The organism is Brevibacillus sp. FSL K6-6036, assembly GCF_037964015.1.
GTDB lineage: Bacteria > Bacillota > Bacilli > Brevibacillales > Brevibacillaceae > Brevibacillus > Brevibacillus borstelensis.
The window spans coordinates 4,171,519-4,190,255 of record NZ_CP150173.1 but is presented as its reverse complement, the minus strand read 5'-3'; the positions used below and the strand labels follow the sequence as shown (position 1 = coordinate 4,190,255).

At 53.1% G+C, this 18,737-nt stretch carries 20 protein-coding genes and 1 other annotated feature; of the genes, 6 read left to right on the top strand and 14 right to left on the bottom strand.

Annotation, left to right across the window (positions count from 1 at the left end):
- Positions 1-182: 182 nt before the first annotated feature.
- The 5 genes from NST37_RS20790 to glnA all read right to left on the bottom strand — a co-directional run bounded on the left by NST37_RS20790 (position 183) and on the right by glnA (position 3,906).
- Complete coding sequence (locus NST37_RS20790; protein ID WP_024985359.1) at positions 183-275, bottom strand: YjcZ family sporulation protein; 93 nt, start codon at positions 273-275, stop codon at positions 183-185.
- Between the two features lie 237 nt (positions 276-512).
- A complete protein-coding gene (locus NST37_RS20785) occupies positions 513-869 on the bottom strand; it encodes a group 1 truncated hemoglobin (protein ID WP_003391270.1) in 357 nt (118 codons plus the stop codon).
- Positions 870-1,100: 231 nt separating this feature from the next.
- Positions 1,101-1,982, bottom strand: a complete 882-nt coding sequence (locus tag NST37_RS20780; RefSeq protein WP_339185500.1) for an IS3 family transposase — start codon at positions 1,980-1,982, stop codon at positions 1,101-1,103.
- Positions 1,979-2,287 (bottom strand): transposase, encoded by a 309-nt coding sequence (locus tag NST37_RS20775; RefSeq protein ID WP_339185498.1) that lies wholly within the window; start codon positions 2,285-2,287, stop codon positions 1,979-1,981. The genes NST37_RS20780 and NST37_RS20775 overlap by 4 nt, the downstream gene beginning before the upstream one ends.
- Positions 2,288-2,487: 200 nt before the next feature.
- The gene (gene glnA / locus NST37_RS20770; RefSeq protein ID WP_003391272.1) at positions 2,488-3,906 is read right to left on the bottom strand and encodes a type I glutamate--ammonia ligase; all 1,419 of its coding nucleotides are present in this window, start codon (positions 3,904-3,906) and stop codon (positions 2,488-2,490) included.
- Between the two features lie 227 nt (positions 3,907-4,133).
- Here glnA and panE point away from each other — a divergent pair, with 227 nt between their 5' ends.
- From panE to NST37_RS20755, 3 genes are all read left to right on the top strand, one after another.
- Positions 4,134-5,063, top strand: a complete 930-nt coding sequence (panE, locus tag NST37_RS20765) for a 2-dehydropantoate 2-reductase (RefSeq protein ID WP_003391274.1) — start codon at positions 4,134-4,136, stop codon at positions 5,061-5,063.
- Between the two features lie 41 nt (positions 5,064-5,104).
- A complete protein-coding gene (locus NST37_RS20760) occupies positions 5,105-6,040 on the top strand; it encodes a 4-hydroxy-3-methylbut-2-enyl diphosphate reductase (protein WP_003391276.1) in 936 nt (311 codons plus the stop codon).
- Between the two features lie 175 nt (positions 6,041-6,215).
- The gene (locus NST37_RS20755; RefSeq protein ID WP_024985585.1) at positions 6,216-7,403 is read left to right on the top strand and encodes an MFS transporter; all 1,188 of its coding nucleotides are present in this window, start codon (positions 6,216-6,218) and stop codon (positions 7,401-7,403) included.
- A 38-nt stretch (positions 7,404-7,441) separates the two neighbouring features.
- On the opposite strand, the gene NST37_RS20750 is transcribed toward NST37_RS20755, so the two are convergent.
- Positions 7,442-7,828: a cupredoxin domain-containing protein gene (locus NST37_RS20750; protein WP_339185739.1), complete on the bottom strand. Its 387-nt coding sequence runs from the start codon at positions 7,826-7,828 to the stop codon at positions 7,442-7,444.
- A gap of 158 nt (positions 7,829-7,986) precedes the next feature.
- Positions 7,987-8,616 carry a LysE/ArgO family amino acid transporter gene (locus NST37_RS20745; RefSeq protein ID WP_003391283.1) on the bottom strand — a complete coding sequence of 210 codons (630 nt, stop codon included), beginning with the start codon at positions 8,614-8,616 and terminating at the stop codon, positions 7,987-7,989.
- A gap of 146 nt (positions 8,617-8,762) precedes the next feature.
- On the opposite strand from NST37_RS20745, the gene NST37_RS20740 reads away from it, so the two are divergent.
- A complete protein-coding gene (locus NST37_RS20740) occupies positions 8,763-10,205 on the top strand; it encodes a PLP-dependent aminotransferase family protein (RefSeq protein WP_122957785.1) in 1,443 nt (480 codons plus the stop codon).
- Positions 10,206-10,283: 78 nt separating this feature from the next.
- Complete coding sequence (locus tag NST37_RS20735; protein WP_339185737.1) at positions 10,284-12,020, top strand: methyl-accepting chemotaxis protein; 1,737 nt, start codon at positions 10,284-10,286, stop codon at positions 12,018-12,020.
- Between the two features lie 92 nt (positions 12,021-12,112).
- Here the strand turns inward: NST37_RS20735 and NST37_RS20730 are convergent, their stop codons facing one another.
- The 7 genes from NST37_RS20730 to NST37_RS20700 all read right to left on the bottom strand — a co-directional run bounded on the left by NST37_RS20730 (position 12,113) and on the right by NST37_RS20700 (position 18,095).
- Entirely contained in the window at positions 12,113-12,445 is a 333-nt protein-coding gene (locus NST37_RS20730) for a spore coat protein (protein ID WP_003391289.1), read from the bottom strand.
- Positions 12,446-12,461: 16 nt separating this feature from the next.
- On the bottom strand, positions 12,462-12,776 hold the full coding sequence (locus NST37_RS20725; RefSeq protein ID WP_003391291.1) for a ferritin-like domain-containing protein: 315 nt from the start codon (positions 12,774-12,776) through the stop codon (positions 12,462-12,464).
- 123 nt (positions 12,777-12,899) lie between these two features.
- Positions 12,900-13,709, bottom strand: coding sequence for an isopentenyl transferase family protein (locus tag NST37_RS20720; protein ID WP_339185735.1), 810 nt, complete (start codon positions 13,707-13,709; stop codon positions 12,900-12,902).
- A gap of 72 nt (positions 13,710-13,781) precedes the next feature.
- Positions 13,782-14,618 (bottom strand): pyrroline-5-carboxylate reductase, encoded by an 837-nt coding sequence (gene proC / locus NST37_RS20715; RefSeq protein ID WP_003391295.1) that lies wholly within the window; start codon positions 14,616-14,618, stop codon positions 13,782-13,784.
- 98 nt (positions 14,619-14,716) lie between these two features.
- The gene (locus NST37_RS20710) at positions 14,717-15,988 is read right to left on the bottom strand and encodes a glutamate-5-semialdehyde dehydrogenase (RefSeq protein ID WP_339185734.1); all 1,272 of its coding nucleotides are present in this window, start codon (positions 15,986-15,988) and stop codon (positions 14,717-14,719) included.
- A gap of 54 nt (positions 15,989-16,042) precedes the next feature.
- The gene (proB, locus tag NST37_RS20705) at positions 16,043-17,152 is read right to left on the bottom strand and encodes a glutamate 5-kinase (protein WP_327956710.1); all 1,110 of its coding nucleotides are present in this window, start codon (positions 17,150-17,152) and stop codon (positions 16,043-16,045) included.
- 48 nt (positions 17,153-17,200) lie between these two features.
- Positions 17,201-17,443: a binding site (T-box leader), on the bottom strand.
- Between the two features lie 55 nt (positions 17,444-17,498).
- Positions 17,499-18,095, bottom strand: a complete 597-nt coding sequence (locus tag NST37_RS20700; RefSeq protein ID WP_024985581.1) for a DL-endopeptidase inhibitor IseA family protein — start codon at positions 18,093-18,095, stop codon at positions 17,499-17,501.
- Between the two features lie 201 nt (positions 18,096-18,296).
- Here NST37_RS20700 and NST37_RS20695 point away from each other — a divergent pair, with 201 nt between their 5' ends.
- Positions 18,297-18,713: a hypothetical protein gene (locus NST37_RS20695; protein WP_003391307.1), complete on the top strand. Its 417-nt coding sequence runs from the start codon at positions 18,297-18,299 to the stop codon at positions 18,711-18,713.
- Positions 18,714-18,737 lie beyond the last annotated feature (24 nt).

Genomic DNA, 18,737 nt, shown 5'->3' with positions numbered 1-18,737 from the left:
CCGCGCCATTATAAGCGAAAGCCCTCCTCGACAGAGAAGGGCTTCGCTTGTTCGCATCATGAATGTTTGTCCCGGGAAGGGTTTGTTTGCTCTTATGTTCCTTGTTTACGTGAGGATAATTGCCTTTGATTCGTAAGTCCATCATTGGGCGGCTTGGAAAAGCCGCCCGCAAGCATTGCAAATTAATCACAGTCGCAACCGACGATTACCAACAGGATGAACAGAACCAAAATCAAAGAAAAGTTGTCGCCAAAAATTCCGCAGCTGCTGGACACTCTGAATCACTCCTTAGCTAGGTTTGGAAAAAGCTTCAAAATAAGCTATGCGTGAGAAGAGTGTGGGGTAAGGGCGAATGCGGAGATTGATCAAAATTGGGTGCCGTGATGGTAGCCGCGGATTTTTCATCAAACCAATATAAAAAAGCCCTCTTGAACGGGAAGGGCTTTGCTTATTTAGCTGGCGGTTGTTTATTCAGCATTGCCAGGAAGTTGATGAACACAGTGGCAGTACGCCTATTTGTACAGAATATCATCCCGTAGCGACCCGACCTTGGTCAACGCATCATCAATATCTTCTTCACTTACACCAAAATGGGCAAGGGCAGCATGCAAATGCTTCACAATGGCGTCAAAGTGAACCGGCTGCAGATTCATGCCTTCATGGGCCTTTGCCATCGATTGGCCCGAATATTGATTTGGCCCACCCAGGGCAAAGCTGATGAACTTTGTTTGATGCTTCCGCTGCTTCTCCATATCGGTGTTGGCAAAAAAATGGTTCACGGTATCATCAGCTAAAACCAACTCATAAAAGTAGTCAACGACTTTAGCAACTGTTTCTTCGCCACCGTATTTTTCGTAAAACGTTGCCATGATGAAACCTCCCTGGTAGACATAGATCAATGTAGGTATTCCGCAAATGACGAAAACTTATGATAGACTTTCGCAATAATCCTCTGCAAAACAGGACATCAAAGCGCGAAACAATCTCTTCGCCACTCTCTCTATAGCCAAAAGGGCGCATACATGAACAAAGCCCTCCTCAAGTGGTCTTACCCCTGTCAAGTAGACAGACTTTAATAAGCCCTTTCATTTCAATGTTAGTTAAGCTGCTTGAGCTCGGTATTGTACCGGGCTCAGGTTGTTTAAGCGGGTCTGAAAACGTTTGTGATTGTAAAAACGAATGTAGTTATGAATGGCGTTCTGTACTTCTTCATCCGTTTTGAAGTTGTGTAAATACAGACACTCTGATTTCAGATGGCTGAAAAAGCTCTCGATACAAGCGTTGTCCAAACAATTTCCTTTTCTGGACATACTCGCCGTGATGTTATATTGTTGGAGTAGTTGGTTATATTGTCGGGATGTGTATTGGAATCCTTGGTCGCTATGCAACAGGACTCCGTTCACATCTCCTTTTTTTATGGCAGCCTTGACCGTATCGATCACCAGCCGCAGATCGTTTCTTTTGCTCAACTTGTAGGCAACAACTTCGTTGTTGAACAGATCGTAAATAACAGATAAATATAGTCGACGTCCGCTGAAAATTACGTAAGTAATATCGGTTACCCATTTTTCGTTCGGACGTGAAGCAGTAAATTCACGGTTCAGTTTATTTTCGGAAATCACGACCTTCTCTTTGTGGCCGAAATGTTTTCGCTTCTTCCGAATACAAGCCTGGATGCCTAGTTCTCTCATGAGCCGATACACCCGCTTATGATTCACGTGAATCCCATACTTTTGACGAAGCCACACCTTCACTCGCGGATAACCGTATATTTTGTTTACCTCTTGATGACACTCCAAAATCTTTGTCTTCAAATCCTCATCCTCCACCAACTTGCTAGACAGACTCTGTTGTCGGGCTACCCACTTGTAATAACCACTTCGCGAAACACCTGCGAGAGAGCACAACATAAGAATCGGATATCTTTCAGACAGTTCCTTTATAATGGCGTAGGCTTTGGCTTGTTCTCTTTGATTCTTCACCGCCTTTCGAGTCCGAGCCACTTTTTTAGATACTCATTTTCTGCTCGTAACCGAACATTTTCCTCTTCCAAACTCATGGGGTGTTTCCGCGGCCTTCCTTTCCGAAATCCTCTGGACTTGCCTCGTTTTTCTTCAAGCCCCTCCAGCCCTTCATTCTCAAAGTGTCTGACCCATCTCATCACGATTTTATGACTCGGTATACCAAGCTCTCTTGCGATTGTGGTGCTTCCAACTCCCTCTTCGAAATAGAGCCGAACAGCTTTTTCTTTGATTTCTTTGGAATAAGTCGTACGTATTTTCCCCATAGAAAAATCCCCTCCAAGTAAACAGTAAGGGACTTGCTTTTTCCTGTCTACTTAAAGGGGATAATATCAAAGCGAGAAGGGCTCTCTTCCTTTCATCATTATGTGGTGCTTTTGTACCGTTTGTCCCCAATCTGTCCCAATTTTCAGATGAAACACAAGATCATACTTCATACAAAAGGGATTTTATACGAGCATTCCTCTTACAGATCGTAATACAACTCAAATTCCTTCGGATTCACCGTACGCTCGACCTCTTGAATTTCGCCGCGTTTCACGGCAATCCAGCTTTCGATTACCTCGCGTGTAAAGACGCCGCCTTCGAGAAGGAAGTCACAATCTCTCTCCAGAGCATCCAGAGCTTCAGCCAGCGACCCTGGCGCGCTCTTGATATCCACTTTTTCGGCATCGGACAAGTCGTAAATGTTTTTGTCGATCGGACCGTAGCCCAGCTCGCGAGGGTCCAGCTTGCGCTTGATTCCGTCCAGTCCGGCCATCAGCATGGCGGCGAACGCCAGATATGGGTTGGCTGTAGAGTCCGGGGTGCGGAATTCAATTCGGGAAGCCTTCGGTGTTACGGCCGCGACTGGAATGCGGACAGCTGCCGAGCGATTTCCTTTGGAAAACACCAGATTGACGGGTGCTTCGTAGCCGGGAACCAGCCGCTTGAACGAGTTGGTGCTCGGATTGGTCAGGGCTATCAATGCCGGCGCGTGATGCAGGATGCCTCCGATGTAGTGGAGGGCCATCTCGCTCAAGTTCGCATATCCGCCTTTTTCAAAAAACAGCGGCGTGTCGCCGTTAAAGAGACTTTGGTGGACGTGCATGCCAGAACCGTTGTCGCCGACGATTGGCTTCGGCATAAAGGTGGCAGTTTTGCCATGCTTGGCAGCTACATTGCGCACGATGTACTTGAACAGAAGCAGGTTGTCTGCCGTCCGGGTCAGCGTGTCAAAGCGGAAGTTGATTTCGCCTTGGCCAGCCGTTGCTACCTCGTGGTGGTGGCGCTCGACTTTCAGACCCGCTTGCGACATCAGGGTGCACATTTCATTGCGGATATCCGCTTGCGAATCCGTCGGCTGAACCGGGAAGTAACCGCCTTTGTTGCGGACCTTGTAGCCAAGATTTTTTCCTTCCGCGCCAGTGTTCCAGTAAGCCTCCTCGGAATCGATGTGGTAGAAAGAGCCGGATGGACCGGAAGCATAGCGGACGTTGTCAAACAGGAAGAACTCCGATTCCGGACCAAAGTAGGCATCTGTTGCCACTCCGAGCTCCTGCAAATACGCTTCCGCCCTCAGGGCGATGCCGCGGGGATCGCGATCATAAGCGGACCCGTCGGGATTGTGAATGTTGCAGACGATATTCAATGTTTTGGCTTCGACGAACGGATCGACGAAGGCGCTGGCCGGGTCGGGAATCGCGACCATATCGCTTTCCTCGATGCCCTTGTAGCCTGTAAGGCTGGAGCCGTCAAAAGCGACGCCGTTGTGAAAAGTGTCCTCGTCGACAGCATAGGCAGGAATGGTGACATGGTGTTGGCGACCGAGCAAATCTACAATGCGGAAGTCCACATATTCAATGTTTTCCAGCTCAATGAGAGACAGAATTGTTTTAGCATCCATTCGAATCACTCCGTTCACGAATATTTATTAAGAATCCATTTTTAAACGTTCGACTTTCTTCTGTTTTCTATACTGAGGATTATAAAAGTTTACGAACGAGGCTGTCAAGAGGTTTAGTGACATTCAATGTTAGTTTTTCTAACATAATATTGCGGGGTGTTGTATCCGGTTCCTTTTTTGTAAAATATAGACGAACTATTTCGAACAAAAAGGGTGGAGGGATTTAGGTGAAGGTGCTGGTGTTGGGAGCGGGGGCAGTAGGCGGTTATTTCGGTGCCCGGCTCGCTGAAAAAGGGGTCGACGTCACGTTTCTCGTAAGGGAACGCAGACGGGAACAATTGAAGCAAAGAGGGCTGAGAGTACAAAGCGTTCACGGCGATATTCACCTGGAGCAGCCCCAATTGATTGTCTCGGGAGAAAAGGCAGGACCGTTTGATGTCATTTTGTTATCCAATAAGGCGTATCACCTGGATGACAGCATCGAGTCGATCGAGCCGTATGTAGGCGGAAATACGGTCATTCTGCCGCTTTTGAATGGAATCGCTCACATGGAGCGGTTGTGGGATACATTCGGTCGTGACCGGGTGCTGGGTGGATTGTGCTTCATCGAAACGACGCTGAACCCGGAGGGAGATGTCGTCCAGACAAGCCAGACGCACGACATGGTTTTCGGCGAGTGGGAGGGTGGAGGAAGCGAACGAGTCGAAGCGCTCAAACAGGCATTCGCCGGTACGAAAGCGAGCATTCGGGCCAGCGCCGATGTTCAGCGTGACATGTGGCAAAAATACTTGTTTATCACCACGCTGTCAGGAATCACGACATTGATGAATTCGTCAGTCGGTCCGATCCGCGATGCGGTGTACGGACTGGAGCTGACACGCCAGTTGGCCGAGGAAAGCGCAGCCGTTATGCGCAAGCTGGGAGCTCCGATCGACGAGGACGTTGAGGACAAGCAAATGGATACATTTATGAAGCAAGGCTATCGCATGAAGGCATCCATGCTGCGCGACATGGAAAAAGGCTTGCCGGTGGAAGCCGACCACTTGCAAGGATTTTTGATTCAGAAAGCAGACCAGCTCGGGATTGCCGTACCGATGCTCAAGGTTGTTTACAACAATTTGAAGGTGTACGAATTGAAGCGTGAAGCGGCCAAATAAGTTATAATGAAGGCAATACGCAAAATGGAGGAGGGGTAAACGTGGAAGTCATCAAGATTTCCCCCCGCGGCTATTGCTACGGCGTCGTTGACGCTATGGTGCTCGCGCTCAAAACGGCGCAAAACTTCGATCTGCCCCGTCCCATCCACATTCTTGGGATGATCGTGCACAACGCCCATGTGGTTGAATCGTTTGAAAAGATGGGGGTCAAAACGCTGGATGGCGAAGACCGGCTTGCCCTCTTGGATCAAATAGACGAAGGGACAGTCATTTTTACCGCCCATGGCGTTTCGCCGGAGGTGCGAAAAAAAGCTCGTGATAAAGGGCTGACCGTCGTGGATGCGACATGCCCCGATGTCACCAAAACGCATGATTTGATCCGTGAAAAGGTGGCGGAGGGATACCACGTCCTCTACATCGGCAAGAAGGGGCATCCGGAGCCTGAAGGGGCAGTAGGAATCGCTCCTGATCGGGTGCATTTGGTGCAGACCGTAGACGAAATCGAAAAACTGTCGATGCCGACCGACAGACTGATTGTCACCAATCAGACCACGATGAGCCAGTGGGATGTCAAACACCTGATGGACGCGATCATCAAGCGTTATCCGCAAGTAGAGGTCCACAATGAAATTTGCCTGGCCACGCAGGTTCGGCAGGAAGCTGTTGCCGAACAGGCAGGCGAGGCCGATCTGACCATCGTCGTCGGCGATCCCCGCAGCAACAACTCCAACCGGCTCGCTCAGGTAGCGGAAGAGATTGCCGGTGTGCCGGCATATCGGATCGCAGACTTGTCCGAGCTTGATCTGGAGTGGCTGAAAGGGAAAAAGCGGGTGGCTGTAACATCCGGGGCGTCCACCCCGACGCCGCTGACCAAAGAGGTTATCCAGTTTCTCGAGCAATACGACGAAACGAAGCCGGAGACGTGGGATAAGAAAAGAACGGTCAATATGAACAAAATCCTTCCATCGGTAAAGTAAAGCGCCGGCTTTCGTCAGGCGGCTGGCTCACTGCGGCAGGAGAGCCAGAGCCTGTCGATGGGGCGCGGATGCTGAAGACCTGCAAAAGACGAGCACTGTTGGCTCGTCTTTTCTTTGGTCGACCGCCAAACAGTTTGGCGAAAACCTGGTTTTCTTAAATCAGAAGGAGGACTCTATGGAGGGCAAGGTAGGGCGGCATATGAGCTTGTGTGCTTTGTATCTGTTCATCTATTACGGGTACGGGGCGCTTTATCCGCTGATTACTCAGTATTATCAGTCCATTCAGCTCACGGGAACCCAAATCGGCATCATCAGTGCAGTGACTCCTGTTGTTTCCATGGTCACCCAGCCGATTTGGGGAATGATCTGTGATCGTTTTCAGATACGAAAACCTGTATTGATGCTTGCGCTGGTCGCTTCGGGATTGGTCGGTCTGCTCTTTCCGGCGGTTTCGACGTTTGCGCTCGTCTTCCTCATGTACGTCCTGCTCTCTATTTTCCAAAGTGCGCTGGTACCGATCTCGGACAGCATGGCGCTCGGCTATGCCAAACAACATCACCTCCAGTTTGGAGACATTCGCCTATGGGGTGCCGTCGGCTTTGCCGTGGCAGCGCTGTTGACAGGACTCGCTCTGGAGCAATGGGGTACGGGAAGCATTTTCGTTTCCTACTGTGCGGCGTCGCTGATCGCTGTTTGGTTTTTGCGAAATATTCCGGATAATACCGAATCGGCTCCGCGGATTGGCGGGAGCCTCCTTCAGGGCGTGATGGAGCTGATGAAGCTCCCTCGCTATGTCCTTTTTCTCATTGCTTCTTTCTTTATCTACGGAGCCATTAATGCGCACAACATCTGGTTTTCGCTGTACTACCAGCATATTGGCGGCTCTGTCGCCGGCATCGGGCTTGCCTTTATGCTCTTTGCCGGCAGTGAGGCGCCGTTCATGAAGCTGGCCAGTTTCTTTGTCCGCCGCTTCGGCCTGGAGCTGACGATTCTTTTGGCGGGGACTGTTTCTGCCATGCGCTGGCTATGGTACAGCTCGGCGCCGGGGACGACATTTGTGATCGCCTTCTTTTTCCTGCAAGGACTTTCCGTTGGCTTTTATTTGGCCACAGCTTCCCAATTTGTCAGGGACAACACACCGGCTTCTTTGCAAGTGACGGCGCTGTCTTTATTTGTGTCTATCGGGAATGGACTCGGGTCGATGACCTGCAATCTGGTCGGCGGCTGGATCAAGGACCTCTCGTCGATTTTGGAAACGTATTTGTTCTTTGGGATTGCGACTGCTCTAGGCTTGATTCCCTTGCTAGTAATCCGCTATGGGCCGTGGAAGCAGCCCCGGTTTGCCCAAAGCAGCCACCTCTAGCAAAGCTCTTCCGTTGCTAGAGCCATCCAGCGTGAAGGCTAATTGACGATCAAAGTCCCCTGGTAACCGATTTCCGGATAGCCGGGGGTATTGGAGATGAATGGAAATTGGCCTTCCTGCTCAGCCAAAAATTGCAGCGTTGCCGACTGGTTTGGCTTCAGATCGGAGGATTGCACGTTCAATTCGCGGATCACGAGATTGTGCGGGCGAATATCCGTATTGACGATCATCAGGGAGACGGTCTCTCCTTTGTTGACGGATAGCTTGTTGGGCAAGAAACCTGCATTGGAGATGGTTACAGTCTGCACGCGTTGGGCAGTCACTGGAGAGGCATACAGGCGGTACCGATGAATAGCCAGTAACCCCAGTATCAACGCCAACGCGATTAACGGATAGCGAAGCTGCCTGTACCGTTGACGAGTCATATCCCTTCAGCTCCTTTGCGTGTGCGGAATTCTTGGAGGTGTTACTATTATCCTGCCCTGGACCTCTTTGGGATAAACAAGAGAAGTGTTTGCGGCCGAAAAGCGCAGAGGAACGCAGAGAAGCAAAAAAGGAGAGCGGGGAGGCTCTCTTTTTTTGGTCAGGAAAGAGACTGAAAATCGCGGATCAAGGAAATGGCCATATACAATGCGATAGCCCAGATAATCAGCGCGGAGACGATGTTTAGCCCGCGGAGCAGTCTGCCGGAGGTGTCGAGCTTTCCAGCGGTTCTTCCGGCGATGGCAAGCGCCAGAAACCAGAGCCAGGAGACCAGGATGCAGGAGAGGGAAAAGGCCCATTTCAGCGTACCCGTATACTGAAGCGAGCTCGTTCCGATGACCCCGATCGTGTCCAGGATGGCATGCGGATTCAACAGGGAAACGGACGCGGCGAACATGATCTGCCGCTTGGGCGTGAAGCGCTCCGCTGCCTCTTTGTCCACAGCCGGGCGGCTGCGCCAGGTCATGAAGCCCATATATGCGAGGAAACAGACACCGATTGCAAACAGGATCATTTTCAGCCAGGCAAAGGTAAGGACGACCAGTGAAACACCGAGCACAGCCAGCAAAATAAGGGCGGTATCACAAAGAGCAGCCGTGATGACGACTGGCAGTGCACGCCAGAGAGTAGGCTGCAGTGCTCCCTGGTTAAAGACAAATACGTTTTGCACACCTAGCGGCAGTATTAAGCCAAGTGCGAGTGCGAAACCGTGCGCGATTGCTTCCCACATGCGGGAGCCTCCTTTGTATCCTTTTCATAGGTTTTAGCGTACGTGAAAAAACGGAGAATGTCTCCAGCCAATTGGTTTGCTTTGAGACCAACCAATTCGTAAAATAGCAACAAAACGAACTGTCGGAAAAGGAGGGGAATGCTGTGATGCTGAAGCTGGACTGGAAGCCGGACAAACATGCTGACCTGCCTGTTTATTTGCAAATCATCCAGTATATAAAGGAAAAGATCGCAAGCGGCGAATGGCCGGTTCATACCCGACTTCCCACGCAAAGGGCGATGGCGGAGGCTTGGGGGGTAAATCGCAGTACAGTGGTCACGGCCTTGGACGAGCTAAAAGCGGAAGGACTGATCGAGTCTGTAGTGGGAAGCGGAACGGTCGTAAGCAACAATACATGGTCCGTTCTCGCATCCGCAGCGCCTCCCGATTGGATGAGCTATGTACAGACAGGAGATCATCCGTCCAATATGCAGACGATACAGGACATCAACAAATACGAGAGTGATCCTTCCATGATCCGTCTGGGAACGGGAGAGCTGTCCCCCGACCTGTTGCCGCTCAGGGAAACGGAAGAGATCCTCGGTTCGCTGCGGGGACGCCTTACCCACCTGGGCTACTCGGAGCCAAAGGGCTGGATGCCGCTGCGCAAGGCCGTCAGCGGCTATCTGCGGACAAGAGGGATTGAGGCGTCGCCCGCATCGATACTGATCGTGTCGGGAGCCTTGCAAGCCCTGCAATTGATCTCGCAAGGTATCCTGCGACAGGGCTCCGGTATTCTCCTGGAGCGACCTTCCTACCTTTACTCGCTATCGGTTTTCCAAGCTTCCCGGATGCGCCTGCTGGGGATTCCGATGGATGACGAAGGAATACGGCCGGAGTCTTTGGCCAGGCAAAAGCAGCTCCGGGATGCGGCTCTTTTGTATACGATTCCTTCTTTTCACAATCCGACCGGCACGCTCATGTCTGAAGACAGAAGACGTCAGGTCATGGCTATTTGCGAACGGGAGCGGCTTCCGATCCTGGAGGACGATGTGTACGGCGAGCTGTGGCTGGACGAGCCGGGACCGCTGCCGCTGAAAGCGCTGGACCAGAACGGGCTTGTCCTGTACACCGGGAGCCTGTCCAAGACGCTCAGCCCCGGGCTGCGTATCGGATGGATCGTCGGGCCGGAGCCGGTGATCGAGCGGCTGGCCGATGTCAAAATGCAGACAGATTACGGTGCAAGCGCTCTGTCCCAGTTGGCTGCGGCAGAGTGGCTGCGGGGAAATCGCTACGAGCAACACTTGAAGCGGGTAAGAGCGTCGCTGAAAGAGCGGAGGAACCTGACATGCAGTGCTCTTTCTCGCTGGTTTTCCGGCATTGCCGAATGGCAGGAGCCGCGTGGCGGGTTTTACATCTGGCTGCGCCTAGAGCAGGCGAGATCCATGCGGACGCTCTTTTTACGGGCGCTCTCCGAGGGAATCCTGCTGAACCCCGGATATGTGTATGACCAAACAGACAGTCAGCATATGCGTCTTTCCTACGCTTACGCAAGCGAGGAGGACCTGGAGCATGCGCTGTACCGGCTCTCGCAGTTATTGCGGAAGTAGCGGGTTTATCGCGGCGGGAAAAAGGGTAGGGAAATCCATACAAAAACATGTCGGGAAAGCCATTGCTGGGGGGATTCCATGAAAACAAAAAAACAGACAAGCATCGTGACAAATATCGTGATCATCATCGGAGTGGTGATGCTTTTATTGGCGGCTGTCAATGCGCTTAGTCTTTATTTGCACAACAGCAATGCCGTAGAAAAGTCGATCTCCGCTTTCGGGATGGATTTGGCCCGGAATGCGGCAGCACAGGTGGACATCGGGACGTATCAACGCTTCCTGGAAAACCCTGTGGAGGGCGAGGACTATTGGAGCATCCGGAATCAATTGGACGACATTCGCAAGAAAATGGGGGCAAAGTACATTTATACGATTCAGGTAGATGAGGCAGAAAACGTGAAGCTGATGATCGATGGCTTGCCCAAAGGGGAGCCGAATGCAGCCGAGATCGGCGATGAGGCTTCCACCTTGACGTACAAGGAGCTGGTTCCTGTTCTCAACGGGGGAACAGCCAGTCAGCCGATCGTCCATGATGCCAAATACAATGAGGACTACCTTTCTGCATTTGCCCCATTGGTCCAGTCTGGCAAGGTGGTAGGCATTCTCGGCGTCGATATTGATGCTTCGGCTGTCCAAGGCATCATCTCGAAGGTCCAATGGGAAAGCCTGCCCACTACGCTTTCACTCAATTTGATTGTCTCCTTCCTCGCCGCGATCTGTCTGGCGCTGTTCATTCGCAGGAGGCTGCGTCCTCTGCGCCAAATCAGCGAAAAGGCCGGGGAAGTCTCAGCCGGAAAACTCGCGGAAGCGGATTTTGCCTATTCGAGAAAAGACGAGATCGGCCTGATTATGGATTCTTTTTCCCAGATGATTGCGCACCTCAGAGAGCTGATTGGCGATGTGAAAACAGCGGCTGGACAAATGGATCAAATGACCGACGAAATGGCCCGCAGCATGCAAAACGTAGAGGAACAGGCACTTGCAATCGGCACGGCGAGCAGCGAGATCGCGCGGGGGAACGAGCAGACGGCCCGGTCTGTCGAAGCCATCTCCGGGCTCAATGGCGAGTTGACGGATAAGATTCAAAACGTGAATCAACAGGTGCAAGACATGCAGCGCCTGGGCAGAGACGTTTTGCGGACAGGAGAAGAAAGCCGGCTGCAGCTAGAGTCCTTCCTGGCGCATTCCAGAGAAACGTCAGCCCAGCTCAGACAAGTCAATTCCGGTATGGAACGGCTGGTGCAAAAGTCGGCTGACATCGGCAGCGTCGTGACCACGATTCAGGAAATTGCCGGGCAGACGAATCTGCTCGCACTAAATGCGGCCATCGAGAGCGCCAGGGCGGGGGAAGCGGGGAAAGGCTTCGCTGTCGTCGCCCAAGAGGTGCGAAAGCTGGCCGAGAAAACCTCCGAAGCGACCCTGGTGATCCAAAGAAATGTGCAGGATGTCATCGGAGAAGTAAACCGGGTGACAAGTGAATTGGAATTGACGATGTCGAAGTACGAAGAGGAGTCCGAAAAGATCAAGGGCGTTTCTGACGGAGTATCCCGTCTGGCAGCCATCACGGACGCTTTGCAGATGGCTCTGGAGCAAGTCGTAGTCATTACGGATGAGATGAGCCGATTCCAGCAGTCGATTCGGCAGGACGTCCTTTCCGTGACCGCGGTTTCCGAGCAGACCGCTGCTTCGGCCGAGGAGGTCACCGCTACGATCCAGGAGGTTGGGGAACATATCCGGCAGGTTGCGAGGGAAGCAGAAGAGGTAGCAGTCCACATCAGGCAGCTGCGGCAAAAGACTGATATTTTTGTGCTGTAGTCATTAACGCCAAGCGGTATTGCATTGCGTACATCGATTTCAAAGCAAAGGGACATCCGGTCGTGGATGTCCCTTCTTTCGTGTTTCTCCCATCAATGATAAGGAAATTGGCTGGAGTACCCGCTGAACTGCTGATATGCCTGCTGCAGCTTTTGCTGCTCTTCTGCCTCCAGCTTGTACCAGCCCTTTTGGAACATCAGATTGTACATTTCCCGAGCGCTCTGGTGCGTCTCGTTCAAGATTTGCAAGAGGTCGTCGTACAACTGCTGATGGCTGGCTTCCCGTACGGCAACATTGAGGCTGTCAGTCAGGTATTTGCACGTGGCAAGGCCATCGTTGATAAAGTCCCGATCGTTCATCTGCGGTCCTTTTACCTGGGGGAGCTGTCCGCTTTGTGGATTGGCAATCTGATTTTGATTGGGCATCAGGTTTCCCCTCCCTTTACTGGGCCTGGTTTTGCTGTTGCTGCGCTTGGGCTTGTATCTGAGGGATGGAAGCCATCACCGCGGCGTTGTTGACCTGCAAATGGGTCAACAGCTTCTGGTAGTGCCGCTGGTGCATTTGGCCTGCTTTTTCCAAAGCCTGCTTCACTTCCGGATCGGTCGCTTGCTGGGCAAAAAAGTGAAGCTTTTTAAAGGCCAAAAGCTGCCATGACAGGGCATCCTTCAGGTAGCTGCAGTCCTTTGTGGTGATTGCGCGGGGAGGCTGGGGAATCGGCACTTGTGTTTGCTGCGGAGCAGTCATCATTGCAGGCATCGGTGTTCTCCTTTCATTAACCATGATGGGATACACACGTATTAGCATGGGGCAAGCCAAAGGGGAATATCCTTGCAGGAAGGAAGCAAAAAAAGGCTGGAAGCAGAGAACTGCCCCAGCCCTTTATTTTTCCAATTCGAGTTGAACCACTTTCAGATCGATGCTTGCGGGTGCGATGTTCAGACAATACGTCGCTTCCTCGTGAAGCGCTTGCTGAATCCGGTGAGCAAGCGGCTGCAGGGGAGTGCCGAAGGGCAGACGCAGCGTCAGGGAAACCTCCAGACGCGGCAAATCCTCAAACGTATAGACTGTTTTTTGCAGCTGCGTGACCTCGGGAAATCGGGCGCATGTAACCTGAACGATTTTTCGCAAAACCTGGGGATGAATCATGATTCGTCCGCCAGTAAACGAAGGGTGGACGACGGTCGTTTCGCCAATCACTTCTTTTTTCGGGGAAAAAATTTGTTGGGCGGAGGCGATCAGGCGCTGCAGCAAATCCTTTTCCACCTCGACCCGCGGAATCGGGATCACATGCTTTCCCTGCGTCTCCCGGATGTAGCGGGCTGCTTCAATCTCCTGCTGGGGCTTGATCGATTCGATCGGGATGTAGCGGACAGGGTCCGGCAGTCCGAGCGCTTCGACGATTCGGGAGATCATCCGGCGGGAGGTGCCAAGGATCAGCAAGCGCTCCGGATTGGTCAGCGCGAGCGTCCGGCGCACTTCATCGGCGTGGTCCTGGTAGTGAAAAATGGCCCGTTTTACCGCCTGTATTTTTGTTTTTTCATATTTGGCGGAAGTCCCGGCCAGCTTGCGTCCCTGATAGATCAGAATGCCGTCGTCAATGATGGCGTCAATCCCCAACTGATGGGCAAGCTGGAGGGCGCTCGTGCTTTTTCCGGTTCCGCTTGTTCCAAAAAGGGCGTAGATCTCCATGCATGTTCTCCTCGTTCGGTTCATTTCTACCAGTATACACGAAAGCGGGCCCCAGCGGAAAAGCCCGAGGGCTTATTGGTACTGGGCACCGAGTTCACGGGCCCGCTCGGCTGCGCGAAGAACAGCTGAAGTGATCGCTTGTTGAAAGCGGAACGATTCCAGCACCTCCAGGCCAGCTTGAGTGGTGCCTCCCGGACTGGTCACCTTTTTCCGGAGAAGGGCAGGTTCATCCGTAGTGTGCAGCAGCATCTGGGCTGCCCCGAGCAGAGTCTGGACCGTCAGCTTCCGGGCCATCTCCCTGGAAAGGCCGGCTTTCTCGCCTGCACCTTCCATCGCTTCCACCAGATAGTAAATGTATGCAGGGCCGCTGCCGGACAGACCTGTGATGATGTCCAGCTCTTCCTCGGCAACGGTGTAGACGGAACCGATTGCTTCAAACAGCAGGGTGGCGAGCTGGAGCTGTTCCTTTGTGACAAAGCGGTTGGCTGCCATGCCGGTCGCCGACAAGCCGATGGCGGACGAAGTGTTGGGCATCGTTCTGACGATCGGGCAGTCGATATCGAGCCATTCGCCGAGGCAATCGGTAGAGACACCGGCGATGACGGAGATGATCAGCTGCTCCTTGCGTACCAATCCTCTCAGGCTTTGGCAGGCCTCGGCAGCGTCCTTCGGCTTCATCGCCAGGATCAGGATGTCCGATTGGGAAATCAATGTATGTTTATTGGAGCACGCGGATACGCCAAATTGTTCTGACAGCCATTGAAGACGATCCTGGTTGCAGCGATTGGTGATCAGCACCTGCTCCGGCAAAAGCAATCGGTTTTTGACGATACCGGCCAGCATGGCTTCTACGATGGAGCCTGCGCCGAGAAAGCCGATGCGCACGGTTTGAAGGTTGATGCTACTCATGCTGAATCCTCCTCTGTCTGCGCGGGGACCTGCCTGCCAGTCGCCTTCCCAGGCGGGCAGCGGTGCAGGCGAGCCCACTTGCAGCTGATTTGTTTGTATTAGCGGATCTGGCCAGAGCCGCGGACGACGTACTTGCTGGTCGTCAGGGCGGTCAAACCCATCGGGCCGCGTGCATGCAGTTTTTGAGTACTGATGCCGATCTCCGCGCCGAAGCCGAATTCTCCTCCGTCTGTAAAGCGGGTCGACGCATTGTGATAAACCGCAGCGGCATCTACACGGGACAGAAACAACTCGGCTCTCTCGTTGTCCGAAGCGACGATGGCTTCCGAATGCCCCGTTCCGTGGCTTTCGATATGCCCGATGGCGTCATCAAGACTGTCAACAGTGGCGACTGCCAGGGTCAGACTCAAGTATTCGGTATCCCAATCCGCTGACGAAGCTGCTGCCAATCGGTTCGCAAGAGCGGGGTGGAGCAACCGTGTCTTTTCGCAGGCGCGAAGCTCGATTCCGGCTGAAAGCAGCTTGGCAAGCAGTCTGTTTTGCAAATCTTGCGGCCAGTTGCGGTGGACGAGCAGAGTTTCGGCGGCGTTGCACACAGCCGGGCGGCTTGACTTCGCGTTCAGGATGATCGCTTCGGCCATGTCGTAGTCGGCCGTTTTGTCGATGTAGACGTGGCAGTTTCCGACCCCTGTTTCCAGAACGGCCACAGTCGACTTTTGCAGTACGCGCTGGATCAGCGAAGCGCCTCCGCGAGGAATGATGACGTCGATCAAGCCGTTTGCGGTGCACAATAGATCTACAGCTTCATGATCCGGATAAGGCAGGTACTGAACGGCTTCTTCGGGGAGGCCGGATTGGACCAGCGCTTTGCGGATGCATTCGGTGAGCGCGAGGTTGCTGGAAAGTGCGCTTCGGCTGCCACGCAGGACGATCGCGTTTCCTGTCTTCAGGGCGATTGCCGCCGCATCGACAGTGACGTTGGGACGTGCCTCGTAGACGATGCCGACCACGCCGAGCGGGACGCGGATTTGCTCGATAACCAGACCGTTTGGACGAGTCCAGCGCTCCATGATTTCACCGACCGGATCGGTTTGCTTTGCGAGCTGATGCAGGCTGTCCACCAAATCCTGCAGCCGCTCAGGCGTCAGTCGCAGCCGATCCAGATAGGCGGCGGGCTGACCAGCCTGCTGGGCCTTGATCAGGTCTTGCTCGTTTGCCGCCAGGATCGCCGTCTGGTTTTGCAGCAACTGTCTGCCTGCTTCGCAAAGGGCGGCGTCTTTGGCTTCCTGCTTGAAGCGGGCCAACTGGCGGGACGCTTCCTTTGCCAGCTTCATTTGCCCATACAATTTCTCTTTCAGGGCGCTCTCCATGGTTCTCATCTCCCTTTCCAATACGTCAGCGGCTACTGCCGTTTATTTGTCTTTCTAGGTTAAAAAGGCGGCTTCCGTCCATTGATCGCGGTGGATTACCGTACCGCTTGGCTTCGCCGGGTGATGCGCTGACAACAGGTCTTGCAATTCGCTCGCGTCATAACGGCTTACGCCTCTGCCGATCAGGCGGCCGTCGCAGTACACGTCGATCACCTCGCCCTGCAGGAAACTTCCGCTGACCTCCAGAACGCCTGCTATCAGCAAGCTTCTCCGCTTTTCCAGGACAGCCTCTGCCGCCCCGGAGTCAATCGTGATCCGGCCGCTGACAGGGGAGTGCAGGGCAATCCATTGCTTGCGGGTCGGAAGAGCGTGCAGCGGCGGTTCTTCCGGCTTGTGGCCGACGTACGTGCCCTTCCCTTGGCCGCGCAACACGGCAATCAGGTCGTCCGGCTCTCCCAAGCGCCCGATGAAGGTAGAGATGCCCAGATGATGGGCTGTTTTGGCAGCGATGAGCTTGGAACGCATTCCGCCTGTACCGAGCCGGGAAGCGCCACCGGCAAGCGCCTCCACGTCTTCTGTGATCGCAGACAGGTGAGGAATGCGAACGGCGTGGTCATGGCTGCTCGGATCTTTGTCGTACAGACCATCCGTATCCGTCAAAATAAGATAGAGATCGGCGTGAACGAGACCGGCAACGAGCGCGCCCAGCATGTCGTTGTCGCCGAAGGTAAGCTCTTCCACAGAGACTGTATCGTTTTCGTTGATGATCGGCAGCACGCCTTTCTCCAAAAGGAGCGACAACGTCTGGAAAGCGTGTTGATACCGTCCCCGGTGAGAAAAGTCGCTGCGTGTAAGCAATATTTGCGCAATTGTGATCCCGTAGGACCCGAATAGCTGGGTATAGGTCTGCATCAGCAGGCTCTGGCCGATCGCGGCTGCTGCTTGTTTGGCTGCCAGCGTTCGCGGTCGCTGCTGATACCCCAGTCCCCGAAAGCCGCTCGCCACCGCGCCCGAGGAAACCAAAACGACCTGGTGTCCTGCCTCTCGCAGCTTGCTTACCGCGGAGACGAGCAGAGACATCTTGTACGGGTCGCAGCCTCCACCCGCAGCGGCAAGCGAGCTGCTGCCCACCTTTACAACCAGCCGCAATTTTCCCTTTTTCATCTCAGAGCCTCCTTGTCTAGAAAAATAAAAAACCCTTTCGTTCCTCGACATAAGGACGAAAGGGTTCATTTACCTTCGCGGTACCACCTTACTTGACGATAGGAGCACGTTGGATGCTCGGATATCGTCCAGCTCTCTTTCTTTGATAACAGGTGAAAGAAACCTGTCCAGGTCATCCCTGGCAGCTCTGGGGGTGGGTTCAAACCGTATCGCGGGCGAAATCTCTCAGCCGCTGAATTTCGCTCTCTGGTCCGGACATGCGATTTTACTAGTCCCCGTCATTGCAATCCGTATGCGCTTATTAATTCATAATTATTCGCATGGAGGGATAAAAATGTCAAGAGGGTTATTCAAATTGTTCGCTGCCGTACGCACCCGTTCTCGATTTGATTTCATACCGCTTTGTTTTTTTGTCGCGAACGAGCAAATACGTAATCGTCCTTTCCGACGCAAAAGAAGGGGAGGTGGCCTCGTTCACCGTGACGAGCAGCCCGTCTGCCGTTTTTTCCAAGCTCGTGTTGCCGGTCGAAATCAATACCGGATACAGGGCGGAGGGCCCTGCCAGATAGACCTTTCCCTTGACTACCTTAGTAGTCAGATTGTCGTACATCCGCTCAGCCAAGGGGCGAGTCCAGTAGCGGGAAAAATAGGAGACGATTTTCTCCCGGCTGTCAAAGCGGGAGGGAAGGGCACGATAGGTCAAGCCGTCTTCGCGGATCGGCTTTCTTTTGCTTTCCATCGCCGCAAAGTAAAGCTCCTCCCAGACGTGTTCAGCCCTGTTGAGGAAAATAACCGTATCGGCCTTGCTCTCCCCCAGTTTTTGTACAGCGATTTGTCTTTCTTGTCTTTGCGTCGTTTTGGCTTTTCCCTTCTCGTCCTGCGGTCCCGCATTGCAGCCAGCGAAGAGAGCAGCCGCCACAAACAGAATCAACCATCGTTTCATGCCAGCACCTCACTTCTCCTCACATGATTCTCTTTATCTAGCATGCCTGCGGGAGAGAACAGCCAATCGCGTTAACTTTTTCCTGACAGGGCAAGAAAGACCAGGTGAAAGAAACAGGAAACAGATAGGGGTTGTTTCCAACCAGTATTTACGGCTATCATGAAGGGAGTCATGCAGTTCGAATAGTTGAGGTGGATAATCATGTTTGGTTTTGGAAAAAAAGTGAAAAAGCTGGAAGGTACGGACGTACTGATCATTAAGACAGAAGAAGCAGCCAACCGGAATTTTTATCAGGTGGCCTTTCCCAGCATGTATGCAAACGATATTGTGAGCATGTTGAAAAAATTGGAGCGCTCTTCTTTCAACAAGCCCGAATACCTCGGTGAGATCGGCGGTTTTCGCATGGTTACCCACCTGGAAGCCATGATGGACATCACTGTCATGGACGAGGCAGACATGGAAGGGCATCCGGTGCAAATCCAGGACTTTGCCAATATTTTGCTGCGCCGTCTGGAAGCGCTGGAAGAGCGCGGCGTGCTGGGCGACAATGAAGATATTGCCTTTATCATGGGCGAATTGACCATGCTCAGAGACGGAAGCTTCATTCCGCAAGCCTAATGAACAGAATGCGGCAAACAGTTG

Coding starts and splice junctions, on each gene's coding strand:
- NST37_RS20785 (WP_003391270.1), bottom strand. CDS start 869: ATGGCAACGTTTTACGAAAAATACGGTGGCGAAGAAACAGTTGCTAAA.
- NST37_RS20775 (WP_339185498.1), bottom strand. CDS start 2,287: ATGGGGAAAATACGTACGACTTATTCCAAAGAAATCAAAGAAAAAGCT.
- glnA (WP_003391272.1), bottom strand. CDS start 3,906: ATGGATGCTAAAACAATTCTGTCTCTCATTGAGCTGGAAAACATTGAA.
- NST37_RS20755 (WP_024985585.1), top strand. CDS start 6,216: ATGGAGGGCAAGGTAGGGCGGCATATGAGCTTGTGTGCTTTGTATCTG.
- NST37_RS20750 (WP_339185739.1), bottom strand. CDS start 7,828: ATGACTCGTCAACGGTACAGGCAGCTTCGCTATCCGTTAATCGCGTTG.
- NST37_RS20745 (WP_003391283.1), bottom strand. CDS start 8,616: ATGTGGGAAGCAATCGCGCACGGTTTCGCACTCGCACTTGGCTTAATA.
- NST37_RS20740 (WP_122957785.1), top strand. CDS start 8,763: ATGCTGAAGCTGGACTGGAAGCCGGACAAACATGCTGACCTGCCTGTT.
- NST37_RS20735 (WP_339185737.1), top strand. CDS start 10,284: ATGAAAACAAAAAAACAGACAAGCATCGTGACAAATATCGTGATCATC.
- NST37_RS20730 (WP_003391289.1), bottom strand. CDS start 12,445: ATGCCCAATCAAAATCAGATTGCCAATCCACAAAGCGGACAGCTCCCC.
- NST37_RS20725 (WP_003391291.1), bottom strand. CDS start 12,776: ATGCCTGCAATGATGACTGCTCCGCAGCAAACACAAGTGCCGATTCCC.
- NST37_RS20720 (WP_339185735.1), bottom strand. CDS start 13,709: ATGGAGATCTACGCCCTTTTTGGAACAAGCGGAACCGGAAAAAGCACG.
- proC (WP_003391295.1), bottom strand. CDS start 14,618: ATGAGTAGCATCAACCTTCAAACCGTGCGCATCGGCTTTCTCGGCGCA.
- NST37_RS20710 (WP_339185734.1), bottom strand. CDS start 15,988: ATGGAGAGCGCCCTGAAAGAGAAATTGTATGGGCAAATGAAGCTGGCA.
- proB (WP_327956710.1), bottom strand. CDS start 17,152: ATGAAAAAGGGAAAATTGCGGCTGGTTGTAAAGGTGGGCAGCAGCTCG.
- NST37_RS20700 (WP_024985581.1), bottom strand. CDS start 18,095: ATGAAACGATGGTTGATTCTGTTTGTGGCGGCTGCTCTCTTCGCTGGC.
- NST37_RS20695 (WP_003391307.1), top strand. CDS start 18,297: ATGTTTGGTTTTGGAAAAAAAGTGAAAAAGCTGGAAGGTACGGACGTA.